The organism is Candidatus Sarcina troglodytae, assembly GCF_015708635.1.
GTDB classification, from domain to species: Bacteria; Bacillota; Clostridia; order Clostridiales; family Clostridiaceae; genus Sarcina; species Sarcina ventriculi.
Genome location: NZ_CP051754.1, coordinates 595529 through 614358, shown reverse-complemented (window position 1 = coordinate 614358; position 18830 = coordinate 595529). Strand labels below are relative to the sequence as shown.

The 18830-nt window shown below is 27.2% G+C and carries 14 protein-coding genes and 1 other annotated feature; of the genes, 2 read left to right on the top strand and 12 right to left on the bottom strand.

The window, feature by feature from the left end; genetic code table 11:
- Positions 1–59: 59 nt before the first annotated feature.
- Positions 60–289, bottom strand: a binding site (T-box leader).
- Positions 290–357: 68 nt separating this feature from the next.
- From HH195_RS02700 to HH195_RS02655, 10 genes are all read right to left on the bottom strand, one after another.
- The gene (locus tag HH195_RS02700) at positions 358–1626 is read right to left on the bottom strand and encodes a magnesium transporter (RefSeq protein ID WP_055258447.1); all 1269 of its coding nucleotides are present in this window, start codon (positions 1624–1626) and stop codon (positions 358–360) included.
- A 354-nt stretch (positions 1627–1980) separates the two neighbouring features.
- The gene (locus HH195_RS02695; RefSeq protein ID WP_196371476.1) at positions 1981–2865 is read right to left on the bottom strand and encodes a YegS/Rv2252/BmrU family lipid kinase; all 885 of its coding nucleotides are present in this window, start codon (positions 2863–2865) and stop codon (positions 1981–1983) included.
- 257 nt (positions 2866–3122) lie between these two features.
- Entirely contained in the window at positions 3123–3680 is a 558-nt protein-coding gene (locus HH195_RS02690) for a rubrerythrin family protein (protein ID WP_055258443.1), read from the bottom strand.
- A 362-nt stretch (positions 3681–4042) separates the two neighbouring features.
- Positions 4043–5395 carry a SpoVR family protein gene (locus HH195_RS02685; RefSeq protein WP_055258650.1) on the bottom strand — a complete coding sequence of 451 codons (1353 nt, stop codon included), beginning with the start codon at positions 5393–5395 and terminating at the stop codon, positions 4043–4045.
- A 17-nt stretch (positions 5396–5412) separates the two neighbouring features.
- Complete coding sequence (gene yhbH, locus HH195_RS02680) at positions 5413–6597, bottom strand: sporulation protein YhbH (RefSeq protein WP_055258441.1); 1185 nt, start codon at positions 6595–6597, stop codon at positions 5413–5415.
- Between the two features lie 4 nt (positions 6598–6601).
- Complete coding sequence (locus HH195_RS02675) at positions 6602–8524, bottom strand: PrkA family serine protein kinase (RefSeq protein WP_055258439.1); 1923 nt, start codon at positions 8522–8524, stop codon at positions 6602–6604.
- Positions 8525–8646: 122 nt separating this feature from the next.
- On the bottom strand, positions 8647–10425 hold the full coding sequence (gene recQ / locus HH195_RS02670) for a DNA helicase RecQ (protein ID WP_196371475.1): 1779 nt from the start codon (positions 10423–10425) through the stop codon (positions 8647–8649).
- A 162-nt stretch (positions 10426–10587) separates the two neighbouring features.
- Positions 10588–10980 (bottom strand): DUF4430 domain-containing protein, encoded by a 393-nt coding sequence (locus HH195_RS02665; RefSeq protein ID WP_055258435.1) that lies wholly within the window; start codon positions 10978–10980, stop codon positions 10588–10590.
- A 144-nt stretch (positions 10981–11124) separates the two neighbouring features.
- Positions 11125–12984, bottom strand: a complete 1860-nt coding sequence (locus HH195_RS02660; RefSeq protein ID WP_055258433.1) for an ABC transporter ATP-binding protein — start codon at positions 12982–12984, stop codon at positions 11125–11127.
- Positions 12977–15232 (bottom strand): ABC transporter ATP-binding protein, encoded by a 2256-nt coding sequence (locus tag HH195_RS02655; protein WP_196371474.1) that lies wholly within the window; start codon positions 15230–15232, stop codon positions 12977–12979. Before HH195_RS02655 ends, HH195_RS02660 begins: the two co-directional genes overlap by 8 nt.
- A 186-nt stretch (positions 15233–15418) precedes the next feature.
- Here HH195_RS02655 and HH195_RS02650 point away from each other — a divergent pair, with 186 nt between their 5' ends.
- On the top strand, positions 15419–15862 hold the full coding sequence (locus HH195_RS02650; protein WP_058992907.1) for a MarR family winged helix-turn-helix transcriptional regulator: 444 nt from the start codon (positions 15419–15421) through the stop codon (positions 15860–15862).
- 115 nt (positions 15863–15977) lie between these two features.
- On the opposite strand, the gene HH195_RS02645 is transcribed toward HH195_RS02650, so the two are convergent.
- Positions 15978–16130 (bottom strand): hypothetical protein, encoded by a 153-nt coding sequence (locus HH195_RS02645; RefSeq protein WP_156304290.1) that lies wholly within the window; start codon positions 16128–16130, stop codon positions 15978–15980.
- A 298-nt stretch (positions 16131–16428) separates the two neighbouring features.
- On the opposite strand from HH195_RS02645, the gene HH195_RS02640 reads away from it, so the two are divergent.
- Complete coding sequence (locus HH195_RS02640) at positions 16429–17346, top strand: patatin-like phospholipase family protein (protein WP_196371473.1); 918 nt, start codon at positions 16429–16431, stop codon at positions 17344–17346.
- Between the two features lie 73 nt (positions 17347–17419).
- Here HH195_RS02640 and melB read toward each other — a convergent pair whose 3' ends face one another.
- Positions 17420–18796 carry a melibiose:sodium transporter MelB gene (gene melB / locus HH195_RS02635; protein WP_196371472.1) on the bottom strand — a complete coding sequence of 459 codons (1377 nt, stop codon included), beginning with the start codon at positions 18794–18796 and terminating at the stop codon, positions 17420–17422.
- Positions 18797–18830 lie beyond the last annotated feature (34 nt).

The window sequence follows — 18830 nt, the reverse complement described above, 5'->3', positions numbered from 1 at the left end:
TATTTTTCTTTTAAATCAAGAAATTTCTTACAAATCATAAAAAACTTCGACTCTATAAATATAGAGACGAAGTATAAATTCGTGGTTCCACTCTAGTTTAGGTTATAAAAACCCCTCTTTATGGCAAAGCCTCTTACTATAACGGGTAAGCACCGAATTCTCCTACTACCTTAAGTTTCAGATTACTGCTCCAAAGCGCACTTCTTATAAAACATTAATGAAAGTTCTCAGCTTAATCTTTCTCTCTGTAATCTAGTTTTATAATACTCTACTTTATCATTGCATTTATTCCGAGTATTTTGATATGATTTCCTTATAGTTAAATTATATTCAAAAATTTTCAAAAGTCAACTATTATTAATTTGCTTTTTTAAATTTCTTTTTCCAACTATGTGGTAGTAATTCATCTAAAATATCATGTATTAACACAATCCCCACAAGCTTCTCCTCATAATCCACAACAGGTATAGATATAAGATCGTACTTTATAGCTATTTCCGCTGCTTCTCCTATATTATTATCTATTTTTACGTTTATACCTAACGTATGCATTATATTGGTTATTTTTTCTTTTTCTTGATTTAAAATCAAATCTCTAAGTGTTACAACACCTTTTAATCTATCATTGTTATCTGTTATATAAACATAGTTCATAACTTCCTCATCTGCATTAAGTTCCCTCAAAAGCTCTAAGGTTTCACCTACGCTTAACTCTATATTAAAAGATATAAAATCTTTATTCATAATGCTACCTACAGATTCATCCTCATAAGACAAAAGTTCCTTAATCTCTTCAGCATCATCAGTTTCAAGTGACATTAACACCTTTTCTCGCTCTTCTTCATTAAGGTCGTCTAAAATATCTGCAATTTCATCATTTGGTATATTTTCAAAAAGTTCTGCTGTCTTAGATTGAGAAAGTTCTCTTATTATACTGCCTTGAAACTCTGGATCAATTTCTTCCAATGTATCTGCTGCTAAATCTTCATTTAAATTTTCTAAAACTTTTGTTCTACTCTTTGAATCTAACTCCTCTAAAATATCAGCTAAATCAGCTGGATGAAGCTTTTCTAATTTTTTATATGAAATAGATAACTTTAAATTATTATCATTGCACATTTCAAGAGATGCTACATCATCCCAAACGACTACTTTTTCTTCAAATTTGCCTTTAAATATATTGCTTAAAAATTTTGCTAAAGATTCTAAACCATATCTTCTAAATCTTACTATTTTACCACTTTCAACAGCTACAATTCTATACTCTCCAGCCAATTCTACTATTCTTAAATCATCTACTCGTATAACTTTTTTTCCATTTATATCTACAATTTTTTTATTTAACAAATTTTCAGATAAAAGATAGGAGTAGCTTCTAGCTAATATCTCTTTACTGCCCTTAATTTTTATAATTATCTTTCCATTATCCCTAGATAAAAATTCTATATTCCTAAATTCATAATTACAAATTCCACTTTCAGTTTTTACCTTATATCCTATAAATTTAGGATATCCATCATCAGTCGTTACATATATATCCTTTAAAATCCCTAAAACTTCATTAAATTCATCATATATCTTTTTATTTAATATATTTCTGTAAAGAAAAACAGTTAACTTTTCCATATTTTCCCTCCTTAGCTCATTTTAAAAGAGAAGGAAAAGTTATACTATCTAATAATTACATTTTAGATGTTTCCCTTCTCTAAATATTATATTAAATTTATACTTAATGTCCACAGGGACACCCTCCATGTAAATTCACCACCTTAAAACAATTTTCTTACTTATATTTTATGCTATATTGTAAAATTTTTGTATAATTTTTAAAAAATTATCATAATGTAATTTTATTATTTTTGTATTTATTTTTCTAGTAATTTTGAAATATTTAATCTAGTTTTCAAATATTTTTATTGCTAATTTATATAAAATGAAAAATATAACTTCAAGCTTTAGTGAAGTTATATTTAAAAAGCACTATAATTTATTTACACCAAGAACTTCTATGCCATCTTTTATACAACTAACTCTTAACGGAAAATCTGGTCCCTTCTCACCATCTATATCAGTTACTATGCCTTCTGTTGATTCAATTAATAACTCTTTTGTCTTCACATACTCAACTCGAGGATCATCCATATGCTCACCCATCATAAATTTTAAAAATACATGTATAAATTCTGCAATATGACAAGATTTTAATATGAAAACATCTAAAAGACCATCATCCACCTTAGCGTCTAATGCTATTTTAAATCCACCAGCTGTTTGCCCATTAAAAACAAGTATTAAATACATAGGAGTATGATAAATCTTCCCATTGGCAGTTATTTTTATATCTAAACTTCTAAATTTAGGTAATTGTTCAATTCCTTTTATATAATAAGCAAGTTTACCTAAAGTATTCTTTAAATTTGTATCTGTCTTTTGTGACACATCAGTGAAAAGCCCAGTTGATAACACATTTACAAAATATTTATCATTAACATGACCAATATCTATCTTCATAGGTTCTGAGTTTAATATTTTCTCTATATCATTATCTATATTATTTGTCATTCCTAAAAATCTAGCAAAATCATTAGCTGTTCCTACTGGCAAAATTCCTATAGGTAATTCTATGCCTTCTTGTTTCATAGCATTTACCACACTATCTATTGTTCCATCTCCACCAGCTATTAAAATGTATTTATAAAATTCATCAATATCTTTAAAGGCCTCTTTGATATCTACACCTCTTTCAATTCTATAAGGTATAATCATATATCCTTTTTTTTGATGCATATTTATTATTTTATCTATTTCCTTTAAAATAGCTCCTTCTCCCGAGCACGGATTATAAATAAATTTAACTTTATTCATTTTTATCCCCCTTTACATATATAATAAAAGCAAATTATAAGCATAATACTATTTAACTTATATTTGAAATTTTAATTTAATACTCATATTTTTATATTATATATTAAATATAGAATAATAAGACATATATTTGTATACAATTTTATAAATTAATCTGCTCAAAAATTATAGCATTTTAAAAAAACATTGTCGACTTTAACAAAAAAAGTCTGTATCCATTAATTGAACACAGACCTTTTTATTATATTTTATTAATATTATTTTTCTTTTACGGACTCTTTTGTACAACTATCTTCTTTAAAAAAAGATTGTGGATATTTACATAATGGACATTTTTCTGGTGCTTCCTCACCTTCATGTATATAACCACAATTTAAGCAAATCCATTTTGTAGATTTTTTACTTTCAAACATCTTTCCATTCTTTACTTTTTCATAAAGCTTTAAAAATCTTTTTTGATGTTCTTCTTCAACTTCTCTTAATTCTTTAAAAAAATGTGCAATCTCTTTAAAACCTTCTTTTCTTGCAGTTTCCTCATATCCTTTATATATGTCTTTAAACTCTTCAGTTTCACCTATGGCAGCTGCCATAAGATTTTCCTCAGTATCTTTAATACATTCTAAGTACCTTTTATAAGCCTCTCTAGCATGGGCATATTCATTTTCAGCTGTAATATTAAATATTTCTGAAACCCACATGTATCCTTCTTCTTTTGCTTTTTCTGAAAACAAATTATATTTAGTCCTAGCTCTACATTCTCCTGCAAAAGTTTTATACAAATTTTTCTCTGTTTCGCTACCTTTTAAAGTTTTCATTTGTTACTCCTGTAAAAATTACTTTTGCTATTATAATATTCATTAAATTCATTTTGGCTACTTAATACCTTATATAAATATATATAATATTTATATAAGGTATTGTTATTCTCATTTAATATTAATATATATAATTTCATTTAAGTGTTATTTTCATTTGACAAACAGCTCGTATTAGTATACATTTATATTAAATGTATGTATTCTGGTATGTGGTTTAGCTATAATAAATCATATTCCTCTTAACTCATAAAAGAGCATTGTAATTAATCCAATGCTCTTTTATTCTTATTTAAAATTATAATATCAATTAATATATTATTATCAATTAAAAATACAATAAATTAATATCAAAATTAAATTTACTTCTCATCACAAGTTAAGACAATATCTGTACCATCTTTACTCTTAGTTGTTAAAGTAACTTTTCTTTTCCATAAATTATTTATATATTTCAAAGTCTTTTTAGCGTAAACACTTTCAAGTTCTCTACCATCAAAAACATGTTCTAAGTGAAGAGAATAATCACGTGGATCAAGTTCTACAACTCTTATATATGGTATGGAACCTACTCCACAATCATCTGCTATATTATTTCTGATTTCTCTCCAGCCTTGTTCATCTGCAACTTCTTCAACAACATAATCAAATCCACGTTTTCCATACTTAAAAAGATTAAGTTCTGCACAAAGTTCTTCTGTTAAATACTTCCTTATAAAAGAATTATCTCTTTCTAACGCTCTAACCTCAAAGATTTTATCTCTGCCATATCTTTTTTCAATATCTTGAAAAATTCTAAATCCTACATAATATGGATTTAGTCCATACGGAATTGGAGCAACCACATCATTATGTCTTTTCAAAAATTCTAAATGAAGTCCGGTTGGAAGATTTAATTCCTTTAAAATATTATAGTGCCAAAAACTTGCCCAACCTTCATTCATTATTTTTGTTTCAATTTGAGGAAGAAAATATAAGCTCTCCCTTCTAACTATTTGAAGTATTGTTCTTTCCCAATCCTGTAAATTTCCAAACTCAATTATAAATTGCATAACATCATCATCTGGACTTAATGGAACCTTAGATATATTAGGCATAGGAATTTCTTTATTTTCATCTAAAATAGTTCTAGCATCTCTTAACCTATTATATTCTTCTATGGCCTTTTTTCTTTGTTCTCCTTGAGAAACTCTTATATCATTAACTATTCTAGGTGTTTGAAACCTTATTGCATGAGCTGCGTCTAAAACTCTTTCAACCTCGCAATACCCAATACTTGGATCATTTATATAACTTCTTATTGTATCTGCTCCACGTTTAAACATCTCTACTGTACTATCTGCATCTGTTCCCTCTTTAAATAATCTATTATTTTTAAAGAAATCATTATGCCCATAAACATGTGCCATTGTTAATATTTGAAGAAGAAGTGTATTATCTTTCATTAAATAAGCTAAACATGGGTTTGAATTTATTACCATTTCGTAAGGAAGACCTGTCATATTTAATTGATACAAAGTTTTGTTTTTTTCATATGACTTACCATAACTCCAATGTGGATATCTAGATGGCATACCCACATAAGATTCATAAGCTAGCATATCATTATACCCTACAATTTCATATTCTTGTGGGTAATAATCAAGCCCCACTTTATTTACTATTTTTTCAATTTTCTCATGCCACTGCATTAAATCTTTTAAATTGTAATCTATACTCATTTAAGTCTCACCTACCCTTCATCTTCAAGTTCTTTAGATAGCATAAATTTTATGGCATTCCAAAGATCCTTTTTCTCTTTAACCACTACCGATGCAAATTTCTTTTGTTTTATTTCTTTAGAAAATCTATAATACATAGTAGTTGAATAAGTGGATGGTAAAAGTTCTATATAACCAAATAAATTGCTAATTTCGGATAATTCATTAACTGCTTTAATTGCTTTTTCATTATCTTCGCTCCAGTTATCACCATCAGAAGCATAAAAAGGATATATATTCCACATATCTGGATTATACTTTTTCTTTATTAACTCTAAAGCTACATTAAGCCCTGAAGAAATATAAGTTCCTCCAGATTCTCCCTTATGGAAAAATTCATATTCATTTACGACTTTTGCAGAGGTTGTATGAGATATAAATTCAAAAGCAATATTATTATATTTTTTTCTTAAAAATTTAGATAAAACAAAGAAAAATGATCTAGCTAAATATTTTTTAGTAGTATCCATAGAACCTGAAACGTCCATTATAAATATCATAACTGCATTACTTTCTTTTCTTGGTTTTTTCTTAACTCTATGATACCTTAAATCTTCATCTCTAAATGGAAATCTTTGAATTTCACTTTCATTCAATCCACTTTCTAAAAGAGCTCGCTTTTTTCCTTGCTTTCTAGCTATTTTAGCCATTACTGTTTTCTTTTTAGCAAGTCTAGGTCTTATACCATACTTTTGATACCCTCTTTTGCGTCCTGCAGATTCCACTATTATTTCTGAATATTTCTTTTTATCTAAATTAGGAAGATTTAAATCTTCTACAATATAATCTAAAAGTTCTTCTAAAGTTATTTCAGTTTCATATATGTCAGACCCTTCTTGATTTCCTGCCTGACCTTTTCCTTGCCCCTTTTGAGATTTACCATTAGATGAACCTATTTTATCCCCTCTCTTTTCACTACCATCACCTGTTGTTACCCCTTTGTTACTTTCTCCGTATATAAACTGATACTCCTTTAAACCCCTTATAGGAATTTTAAATTTTTTATTTTTAGCTTCACCTATTATACTTTCTTCTGATAAAATATCACCTAGATTTTCTTTTATGGATTTTTCAACTAACTGCCTATGTCGTCTTCTATCTTCCATTGCTCTATCATATTCAATTTGGTTTTCACCCTTATCTCTGAATATAGCCATAGAACTAATCCTTCCACAAGTTATTAGCAGCGTATTTTAAAATTACATCACAGCAATGTGGACAGTATCCATTTTCAGTTAATTGTTCTACCATAGCATTATATTTTTCATCTTGTTCTTTATCCCTAACTCTTGATTTAGTTATTATTCTAGAAAGGTCTTTAACAGACGCTGTTAATTTCTTTTCTATTGCTTCTTTTAATGGCTCATAGGAAGTATAATCTAATTTTCCACCATTTCTAATTACATAGAACATATAAGATGTAACATCTGCTCTAAAACCTTTAGCTGAAGATTCTGAAATTCCTATTTGTTCTTCTATACTTCTCATAAAATCTTCATCAGGATTTAATTCTTCCCCTGTTGAATCATCTTTTATTTTATTTTTATTTGTATAAGCTTCCGCATTGTCTAAATAATTATTAAATAAGCTTTCAGCTTGTTCTCTAAACGAATGAATAAATGCCTTAGTTATCTCTTTTTCAAGAATCTTGTTATACTCTTTTCTTATCGTATCTTGAATATAAACTAGATATTTCTTCTTATCATCTTGAGATATATCTAAATCTTTAACTGATTTTATTATGCTTTCCATCATGCTTAAAGGGTTTATGCAATTATGCTCAGAATTAGATAATGCATTATCTATTGCCTTAACTATAAATCTTGTAGATATACCCTTCATACCCTCCATAGGTCCTGCTTCTTCTCTAAGCTCTCCTATGTCTATTTTTTTAGTTGAACCCTTTTCAACTATATCTTCACCATTATATATTCTAAGTTTTGTAACTGGATCTACCTTCATTGATGGTGCAAGCCTTGAAAGCGTTGCAAACATAGCTGCAATTTCTATAGTATGAGGTGCTATATGAGCGTTAAAATTTGATTTTTTAAGTATTTTTTCATAAATCTTTTGCTCTGCACTTGACTCTAAACAATAAGGAACTTCTATCTTTACGATTCTATCTAAGATAGCTTCATTTGTATGGTCTGATTTAAATTTATTCCACTCAGCTTCATTTGAATGAGCTATTATAAGACCATCAAAATAAATCATTGAACCCTTTCCAGGAGATGGAATTGATTTTTCTTGGGTTGCAGTAATTATTGTATGCAAGTATTCAACATCATTTTTAAATACCTCTATAAACTCAACAAGTCCTCTATTACCAACATTAAATGCCCCATTTAAAGAGAATATTCTAGGGTCATCCTCTGGATACATATCCATTTTTGATATATCAATAGATCCAGTTAAAATTGAAGTATCTTGATTGTTTGGATCAACTGGTGGGACAACACCTACACCTTTCCTTGAACGAATAGAAAAATCTGTAGACACAACTGGCATTTCTTCATATCTTCCATCATACTCATGAAGTAATCTATACTTACATACAGGACATAAATCCCCTTCTATTTGAACACCTAAATTGTCTTCAAATTTCTTTCTTAAATGTTTAGGTATTAAATGAAGTGGCTCTTCATGCATAGGACAACCTTTTATTGCATATATAGGTGGTGCTACCTCTAGTAATTTTTTAATAGATTCAACTAAAGATGACTTACCAGCACCAACTGGTCCAACTAAATATAGAACCTGTCTTGCCTCTTCACCTTTCATAGATGCTGAATACATATAATTCATAAGTTTCATTATAACTTTATCTATTCCAAAAAAATCATCTTTAAAGAAATTATATCTTTTTATTTTTTCATTCCCATATATTTTTTTTATTTTAGGATTATCTTCAGGCTTTAATACTTCAACTCCCTGTTCAATTATCATGTCATATATTCTTTTATGGGCAAGTTTAACTATATCAGGATTTTTTCTTACAAGCTCTAAATAATCTAAAAAAGTTCCCTCAAATTTCTCACTATTATGATTTTCTCTATCATTCTCTATAAACTCTTTAAAATTCATTATTATCCCTCCCTTTACCCTTAATATATTCACATATATTATAAATATATGACAAAAAATAATGCTTTTACTAAGTTTATCAAATTAGTAAAAGCATTATTTTCTCCTCTCTATAATAACTATTAATTTTTTTCTTTTAAATTATTGTAATAAGAATTAATAAGATTTATTATAGCTTCCCCATATTTAAAAATTTTCTTTTCTCCAAGCCCTTTAACACTAAATAATTCATCAATTGTTCTAGGTGAAATTTTTATAATATCCATAATAGTTGTGTCTGAAAATACCATATATGGTCTTACGCTTTCCTTATTAGATAAATTTTTTCTTAAAATTTTAAACCTTCTAAACAATTCCTCATCTAAAGGAGTATAATCTAACGGATTTAATTTAACTAAAGCTTTTTCTTTTCCCTTTAAAATATTTATAGATTTCTTATTTAATTTCACCATCGAATAAGTTCCCTTTTTTCTATCTATGTATCCAGTATCTATTAATGATTTTATAATTTCTTTTATTATCTTATTTGAAGATCCCTTCATTATTCCAAAAGTTGTAAGATTATAAAATCCCTTTTCTTCAATTTTAGGACCTCTAATTCCTTTTAAAATATCTATTAAAACACTTTCTCCAACTAATTCTTTAGTTCTATAAACACAAGATAATATTTTTTGTGCCTCTATTGTTATATCTAAAAGTTCTTCATTGTTTAAACAGTTGCTACAATTATTACAATAAGGAGTTATATCTTTTTCATTAAAGTAATTTAAAATATATTCTCTATAACATTTATCATACTCGCAAAATTTTATCATATCATTTAATTTTTTTATATTTATTTCCTTACGATTAAATTCATAATTTAAATTAACTATATAATCTAGCCTTTTAATATCATCTCTAGAATATAAAAGATGACATACTGCTTTTTCTCCATCCCTTCCGCCTCTTCCAATTTCTTGATAATAACTTTCTATATTTTTAGGAAACGTAAAATGTATAATAAATCTTATATTTTCTTTATCAATTCCCATACCAAAAGCATTTGTTGCTATCATAATATCCTTATTATCATTAAAAAAACTCTTTTGATAATATTCCTTTTCTGAATCTGATAACCCTGCATGATATTTTAGAACTGAAAAATTCAAATCATTTAAGTAATCATATAAAGCTTCAACTTCTTTTCTAGTTAAACAGTATATTATACCTGACTTTTCTTCATTCTCCTTTAAAAAATCCCTAATAAATTCTAATTTATCAATTTCCTTATGAACATTAATCTCTAAATTTTCTCTATCAAAACTACCTTTATATATATAAGGATTATTTAAATTTAAAAGCTTTATAGAATCTTCTAAAACCTCTTTAGTTGCAGTTGCTGTAAAAGCACTCACAACAGGTCTATTTCTAAAAATCCTAACAAATCCCTCTATATCTCTATAACTTTTTCTAAAATCATGTCCCCACATAGATATGCAATGAGCCTCATCTATTGCTATTTGAGATATATTAAGTGTCTTTATTGCATTTATAAAATAATTATTTTTAAGCCTTTCAGGAGATATGTATAAAAGTTTAACCTGCCCTAAATAACACATATCTATAATTTCTTTTACTTCATCTAAAGTATTGGTACTATTTATATATTTAGCTTTTATCCCTATATTATTTATATTATCAACTTGATCCTTCATAAGAGCTATAAGTGGAGAAATTACAATAGTTATTCCATCAAAAATAAATGCTGGAATTTGATAACAAATAGACTTTCCTCCACCTGTTGGCATTATACAAAAACTATCTCTTTTTTTTAAAATATTATTTATTATCTCAAATTGTCCATTTCTAAATTCTTTATATCCAAAAAGTCTATTTAAAACTTTTATTGGTCTCTCCATTATTCTATTCTCTCCTAAATTTTAATATTATTCATCTTTATTAGAGTATATTTTAGCACATTACTGCTTTAAAATATATTATTAATAATTTTAACCATCATCTAAATCTTATATCATTATATAAAAACACATTATCCCATTGTTTGAGATAATGTGTTTTTATTAATTGCTTACTAAGTCAAATTCTACACGATCATTATTTTTAATTTCAATATTATTTATTGGAGTTTTAGTCACATTTCCATTTATCGAAAGTTCCCATGTTTGTCCGTTATTATCAGCTTCAAGCCCATTTACACTAGTTACTGTATAATTGTTTCCACTCTCAACTCCAGATATTATACCTAATGGTTTTAAAGCATCTAATAAAGTATCTTTACTTGTCTTTATAGTGTATGTTTTATCTACATTTTTAGTATTATCAACAACTGTTATAGTTATTGTTTTTTGATCAATTTCTTTTATTGCTTTTGGAAGGCTTATATATATATTTAAGCCAAATACAATTACTAAAAGTGCAATAAGACCTGCTATAATTAGTTTTCTATTTTTCATAAAATTCTCCTGAAAAAGTTTAATCTTTATGTTTATTATAACCTGTTAAATCAATTTAGGCTATTATTTAAAATAATACTAAATAAAAAATGATATTAGATGTATCTTTATCTAATATCATTTTTATTATCCTTATATAATTTTTTAACTTACACTGTCAAATTGACTGTTATATAAAGATGAATAGAATCCCCCCTTAGCCATTAACTCATCATGATTTCCTTGTTCTATAATATCTCCATCTTTCATAACTAATATAAGATCTGCATCTTGTATTGTTGATAATCTGTGAGCTATTATAAAACTTGTTCTTCCCTTCATTAAGTTATCCATAGCCTTTTGTATTAAAACTTCAGTACGAGTATCAACTGAACTTGTAGCTTCATCCAATATAAGAATTTTAGGGTCTGCTAAAATAGCACGTGCTATTGTTAAAAGTTGCTTTTGACCTTGTGATATATTAGATGCTTCTTCATTTAGTTCCATATTATATCCATCAGGAAGTGCTTCTATAAAGTGATTTGCATGAGCAGCTTTTATAGCTTCTATAACATCTTCATCACTAGCTGTTAATTTTCCATATCTTATATTTTCCATTATACTTCCATTATATAACCATGTTTCTTGAAGTACCATACCAAATAAATCTCTTAAATCATTACGATTGAAATCTCTAATATCATGACCATCAATCATAATTGAGCCCTTATTTATATCATAAAAACGCATAAGAAGTTTTACAATTGTAGTTTTACCAGCTCCTGTTGGACCAACTATTGCAACTCTTTGTCCAGCCTTAATATTAGCTGTAAAATCATTTATTATTATTTTATCTTCATTATATCCAAAGCTAACATCTTTAAATGCAACATCTCCTTTGATATTAACATCTCTAACTGGATTTTCAATAACTTGAACTTCCTCTTCTTCATCTAGGAATTCAAATACTCTTTCACAAGCTGCTGCTGTTGTTTGCATAAGATTAGCCACTTGAGTTAATTGTGCTATAGGTTGTGTAAATGATCTTATATATTGGATAAATGCTAATATATCACCTACTTGTATTGCACCTAAAATAGTAAGGTATCCTCCAACTATTGACATTAAAACATATCCAAAATTTCCTATAAAATTCATTATAGGCATCATAAGACCTGATAAAAATTGAGACTTCCATGCTGAAGAATATAAAGTTTTATTTAACTTTTCAAAGGATTCATAAGCACTATCTTCTCCATTAAATGCCTTTACTACATTATGTCCTCCGTATATTTCTTCTACTTCACCATTTACTTTTCCTAAATACTTTTGTTGTTCTGTAAAATACTTTTGAGATTTTTTAACTATAGAACCCATAAGTAATCCTGAAACTGGTAGAATTATTATTGCAATTAACGTCATAATCCAACTTATAGAGAACATCATTATAAGCACACCAATTAGTGTAACTATTGATGTTATAACTTGTGTTAAACTTTGATTTAAGTTTTCACTTATCATTCCTACATCATTAGTTAATATAGATAAAACATCACCCTTACTTCTTTTATCAAAATATTTAAGAGGCATACGGTTCATTTTTTCTGATATTTGTTTTCTAAAACTATAGGACATTTTTTGCACTATCCCAGCAACTATATAAGATTGTATATATGAAAAACCTGCACTTAGCAAATATAATACTAAAAGCACCAAAAGTATTTTTCCTATGGCTATAAAATTAATTCCAGCCGAATTGGTTCCAAGTATTTTTCCCATTATACCGCTATATATTTCAGTTGTTGCATTTCCTAAAATTTTAGGCCCAACAATTGAAAATATTGAACTTAATATAGCAAAAATCACTACTACAACCAATGATAATCTATATGGTTTTAAATAACTTAAAAGTTTTCCCATAGCTTTCTTAAAATCTTTAGCTTTTTGAGGCGAACCTTGTTGTTTTTGTCCACGTCCCATCCCCATACCACTGCTTTGAGGGTTACTCTTACTTTTATTACTCATTATATAACTCCTCCTTTGAAAGTTGTGATAAGGCTATTTGTTTGTAAACATCACAGGTATCTAAAAGTTCTCTATGTGTTCCCATACCAACTATTTTACCTTCATCTATAACTAATATTTTATTAGCTTTTAATATTGTACTAACTCTTTGGGCTACTAAAATAACAGTACTATCTCCTGTATTTTCCTTTAATGCTTTACGAAGTTTAGAATCAGTTTTAAAATCTAAAGCTGAAAAACTATCATCAAATATATATATATCTGGTCTTTTAGCAATAGCTCTTGCAATAGATAGTCTTTGTTTTTGCCCACCAGATACATTTGCTCCTCCTTGAGATATTCTAGACTCCAATCCATCTGGTTTTTGTTCTATAAATTCCTTAGATTGAGAAATATCTACCGCAAATTTTACATCATCATCATTTATCTTATCATTGTTATATTTTATATTACTATCAATAGTACCTGAGAATAGTACTCCTTTTTGAGGAACGTATCCTATTTTTTCTCTTAAATCATGTTGTGATACATCTTTTACATTAACCCCATCTACTAAAACTTCACCTTCTGTTGCATCATAAAATCTTGGTATTAAGTTAATGATTGTTGACTTTCCACTACCTGTACTACCTATAATAGCCGTAGTTTCTCCTGGCTTTGCTGTAAATGTTATGTTAGTTAAAACATTTTGTTCTGCTGATGGATATTTAAATGATACATTTCTAAATTCAACTAATCCTTTTTTATTTTCATCAAAAGACTTAATTTCTTTAGGATCTTTTATACTTGGTTCAGTTTCTAAAATTTCATCTATACGTTGAGCTGAAACTGCAGCACGAGGTAACATTATAGATAACATTGTTACCATTACAAACGCCATTATTATAAGCATAACATATTGTATAAACGCCATCATGTCTCCAACTTGCATTGTACCGTTGTTAATTTTATATGCTCCAACCCATACTATCGCAATTGTTGACACATTCATAATAAGTATAACAAGTGGCATCATAACTGATGTTACACGTGTTACAAAAAGAGTTGTTTTAGTTAAATCTTTATTTACATCATCAAATCTTTCTTCCTCATGTTTTTGAGTTGTAAAAGCTCTTATTACAAGCATACCTGTTAAATTTTCACGTATTACTAAATTAACTTTATCTACAAGTTTTTGTACCTTTTTATACTTAGGTACTGCAATAGCAAATATTACAACCACACACCCTATGATAACTAAAATTATAACTCCTATAAGCCAAGACATAGAAGCGTTAGTATATAAAACTTCTATAAAGCCTCCAATTCCTAAAATTGGTGCATAAAACACTAATCTTAAAAACATAACCATAAGATTTTGAACCTGCTGAACATCGTTAGCACTTCTTGTAATTAACGAAGCCGTAGAAAATTTATCAAGTTCTGAATTTGAAAAACTCATAACTTTTTTAAATATTTTTCCTCTAAGATTCATACCAATTTTAGCTGCTACCTTTGAAGCTATAAAAGTTACAACGATAGACGCTATCATACTTATAAGAGCAATTACAACCATAATTATACCCACTTTCCAGATATAATTACTTTGAAGTTTATTTACGTTAACACCAATTGCCTCATATTGAGTTTTAATATATGTAACAGCTGTTTGAGTTACTAAACTCTCTGGCATATTGTTTATCTTAGCATCTATTTCACTTACAATTTGGTCTAATTGATCTTTAGGAAGCGTTTGAAGCACAGTAAATATTCCTGCATTTTCATACTTAACAGCCTCACTTGCTGGAAGATTACTTAATAAAGCTGCTTTAAGTTCATTTCCCTTTGATCCCTTCTCTAACATTTGAACCAAAAGTATTGGTTTTCCTAAAATATTATTTAGTGTAGTTAATTGACTGCTATTTGTATTGTCCAATACATAAAGAGCTTCATTTGCTAAAGCTGGATATTTTTTTACATAAGAATCATATTGTTCTTTAGATAAATTCCCTTTATCTATAAGCTTATAATCTTGTTCTACCGTCTGTTTATCATTACTTGACATAAACAATAGTATTTTGTCTAATTCTGATTCTTGTATAACACTTGGTACTGAGTTTTCTATACCGTTTTGTTGAATACCAATATCTACAATATTAGATGTGTAGTTTGGTAAAGCTAAGTTTGCCATAGCTTGTATTGCTAGAAATATCACTATTACAATAACTGCAAAAACTGAGCCCTTTAGGTATCTCATTAGTTTAACCATTTATACTATTTTCCCCTCTCCGATGTTTATTTTTTTAAATTTATCTAATATTAGTATATAAAGATTATAAATTTATAACTATTATAAGTCAATAATTTTTATATTTGTATAAACTTTTTTATTAGTTTATAATTTAATATATAATTGCTAATTTATTTTAAAAAATTTTTCATAGAGGAGCTTTTTATGGATAATATCGATTTAAATAAGGTATCTAGTACCTTACTTCATTTATCTTTTTCACTTAATAAAATAATATTCAATAATACAGAACTTACTAAAGGATTATCTATTCCAATATCTCATGTGAGAGTTTTGTTTTGCCTCCAAAAAAATGGTTCTATGTCCATAAGTGAAATTGCTAAAAGACTTGGTATGTATAAACCTAATATGACACCTATTTTAGACAAATTAATTCAAGAGGGATTTATTATAAGAAGTGAAGATCCAAAAGATAGACGAATTTTAAGAATACAACATACAAAAAAAGCTGATGATTTTTTAAATGAGCAAATGAAAAAACTTGAACAAATATTTGCAAATAAAATGTTTATTTTATCAAAAGATGATTTAATTACTTTAATAAATTCATCAGCAGAACTTAATAATATTTTGTTAAAACTAGAATAAAATATATGTATAAATAGTGTTGATTTTAAATAAAAATTATCTTAATTTTAAATCAACACTATATAAATAATAAATAAAAACAAATACATCTTTCATATAATAAATTAATTTTTTATCATTCACATTTTAAATTTACTTCTGTTACATAAGGTGATACTCTAAGAGGCTTCTTCTGTGGATTTTTTATATAAGCTAAATTACTAAAATCAATAAGCACACTTGTTATAAATACACATACTAAGGCATTGATAAAAATATTTTTTTTCATATCTATCACCATCCTTATAATCAAAAATATATAATTTTATAAATTGTATATTTTAACTACCTAATAATTTTATCTAAAGTTATTTGTTATAATTGTTTAAGTTATCAAGAAAGAACATCTATATTTAATTTACTTGCTATTAATATTGTAAGTAATAAATCATTTATTATTAACTTTATTTCTGTATTTTATGTATTTATTTATATTAACTATCTATTTTATTATTTTTATGGCTTTAATTTAATAACTTATCCATTATATAATTCATATAATGTAAAAAAATATATTAGGTGATTTTATGTACGCAGATATAGTATGTGAAGGTGGTGGAGTTAAAGGCATTTCTTTAGTTGGGTCTATAAATTGTTTAGAAGACCATGGATATGAATTTAAAAAAATGGCTGGAGTATCTGCTGGTGCAATTATTACTTCTTTGCTTGCTGTTGGTTACAATAGAGATGAATTAAAAAATTTAGTTTTAAATTTAAATTATAATAAATTAATTTTTAATACTAGATTAAATCAGATATTTTATACATTAAAAGGTGGTATAAATCTTTTTTTAAAAAAAGGAATATATTCTACCAAAAACATTGAAAATTATCTTTACAATCTTTATCTTGCAAAAGGAAAAACTAAATTTAAAGATATTTCAATAAATAACGAAAGTCCCCTTAAAGTGTTAGCATCTGATATTACGAATAAAAAACTTATAATTCTTCCTGATGATTTACCAAATTATGAAATAGACCCTATGGAATTTGAAATATCTAAAGCTGTTGTTATGAGTATGAGTATTCCTTTTTATTTTTTTCCTTTTATTTTTAAAACTCCCTCTGAAAAAAATCTTATAGTTGATGGCGGACTTATTAGTAATTTTCCAATTTGGATATTTGATTCTAAAAAAGTCCCTCGTTGGCCAACATTTGGATTAAAATTAAAAGAAGATGATATACTACATTTAGAAAGAAGCCACCCACTTTTTTCCTATATATCAGACATAATTCAGACAGCTCTTACACATAATGAAAATATTCATTTAGAAAACAAAGATGCTATTAGAACAATAGAGCTTCCAACTTTAAGTATTAAAACTACTGATTTTAATTTAAATAAAAGTAAAGTTTTAAGTCTTTATAAGTCTGGATACAAGGCTACTGAAAATTTTATAAATTCATGGTCTTTTCAAAGATATGTAAATGATTATAGAAATTAAAATTTTCAAACAAAAAAGCTACATGATAATTGCCTTTCACGTAGCTTTTTGTTTCATATTTTATATATTTATATTATATAACTGGTTCTAAATCATTTGATCTTTTAGCTTCTAATTTTTCTAACATATCATCATGATATTTTCCGTTAATTTTATAGAATTTTTTATATATTACATAGCTTAAAACACTAACTATAGCCGGTATAATTACCATTATTACTCTCATACCTAAAATAGTTTGAGCTGTTTGTTGAGCATTTGCTACATATCCAACTATTGTTAAACCAACTCCAACTAACCATCCACTAACAGCAGATGCAGATTTAACCAATAGTGTTTGGCATGAAAATACTATACTTTCATTTCTTGAGCCTAATTTAACTTCACCATAATCAACAATATCTGCAAGCATTACTGTAGAAGAAGCTAAAGTTAATCCTGAACCAAATTTTAATATTATTCCTGATATAGCTACAAATACTGCATTTTGAGGAAGTATAAATCCTGCACCCAACAACATGAATAATCCTATAACTGGAAGAAATGCTGCTATTTTAAATACCCTTGGTCTACCAAGCTTTTTAGTTAACATTGGGAATAATACTAAAGCACTCATTTCTGCAATACCAGAAAAAGCTGTATATACTGGGAATAGGTTTTCATTGCCTACAACATATTTAAAATAATAAATAGCCATTCCACCTGATAATTGCATAACCAAATTATAAGCTAATACTATTCCTATAAAAACTACAAGTTGATCATTACTTGCTATTATTTTAAAAGATTCTTTCAATGTTACCTTTTTAGCTTTTTTATTATTTACCACTGTTGCTGATGAATCTTTAACATTTATGCAAGTTATAGTTATAGTTGCTACAAACACTATTGCTACTACTATTCCAAAACCAAAGAAACCCTTTACTTGATCTCCCCCACCTAATTTAGATACTATAATAAGACCAAAAGTTGATACTGTAAGTCCACCTAAACTTGCAAATATTCTAGGAATAACTGATATTTTTTCTCTTTCTTCCTTATCTTGAGCAAGAGATGGTATCATTGACCAATAAGGGATATCCATTATTGTATAAGTCATACCCCAAAGTATATACATAGCTGCATAATACGCCATTAATCCTGTTGGAGATAAATTTGGTTTAAAAAATAAAAATACTATTACTATTGCATTTATTATTGTTCCAATAAAAATCCAAGGTCTAAATTTACCCCATTTTGTTCTCGTATTATCAACTATCATTCCCATAGCCGGATCATTAAAAGCATCCCAAATTCTTGCAACTAAAAATAACGTCCCTGCAAAAGTAGGTGATAAACCTATTACATCAGTAAAATAAAACATTAAATATGTTCCAACAATACCGTAAGCTAAGTCTTTACCCAAAGCACCTAAACCATAAGAATATTTTTCCTTAAAAGTTAGTTTCATTTTTCTCCCCCTTTTCAATTCTATAAATAAAACG

Bases quoted from the DNA above. Each gene is read 5' to 3' on its own strand.
- HH195_RS02700 (WP_055258447.1), bottom strand. From the start codon at position 1,626: ATGGAAAAGTTAACTGTTTTTCTTTACAGAAATATATTAAATAAAAAG.
- HH195_RS02695 (WP_196371476.1), bottom strand. From the start codon at position 2,865: ATGAATAAAGTTAAATTTATTTATAATCCGTGCTCGGGAGAAGGAGCT.
- HH195_RS02690 (WP_055258443.1), bottom strand. From the start codon at position 3,680: ATGAAAACTTTAAAAGGTAGCGAAACAGAGAAAAATTTGTATAAAACT.
- yhbH (WP_055258441.1), bottom strand. From the start codon at position 6,597: ATGGCTATATTCAGAGATAAGGGTGAAAACCAAATTGAATATGATAGA.
- HH195_RS02675 (WP_055258439.1), bottom strand. From the start codon at position 8,524: ATGAATTTTAAAGAGTTTATAGAGAATGATAGAGAAAATCATAATAGT.
- recQ (WP_196371475.1), bottom strand. From the start codon at position 10,425: ATGGAGAGACCAATAAAAGTTTTAAATAGACTTTTTGGATATAAAGAA.
- HH195_RS02665 (WP_055258435.1), bottom strand. From the start codon at position 10,980: ATGAAAAATAGAAAACTAATTATAGCAGGTCTTATTGCACTTTTAGTA.
- HH195_RS02660 (WP_055258433.1), bottom strand. From the start codon at position 12,984: ATGAGTAATAAAAGTAAGAGTAACCCTCAAAGCAGTGGTATGGGGATG.
- HH195_RS02655 (WP_196371474.1), bottom strand. From the start codon at position 15,232: ATGGTTAAACTAATGAGATACCTAAAGGGCTCAGTTTTTGCAGTTATT.
- HH195_RS02650 (WP_058992907.1), top strand. From the start codon at position 15,419: ATGGATAATATCGATTTAAATAAGGTATCTAGTACCTTACTTCATTTA.
- HH195_RS02645 (WP_156304290.1), bottom strand. From the start codon at position 16,130: ATGAAAAAAAATATTTTTATCAATGCCTTAGTATGTGTATTTATAACA.
- HH195_RS02640 (WP_196371473.1), top strand. From the start codon at position 16,429: ATGTACGCAGATATAGTATGTGAAGGTGGTGGAGTTAAAGGCATTTCT.
- melB (WP_196371472.1), bottom strand. From the start codon at position 18,796: ATGAAACTAACTTTTAAGGAAAAATATTCTTATGGTTTAGGTGCTTTG.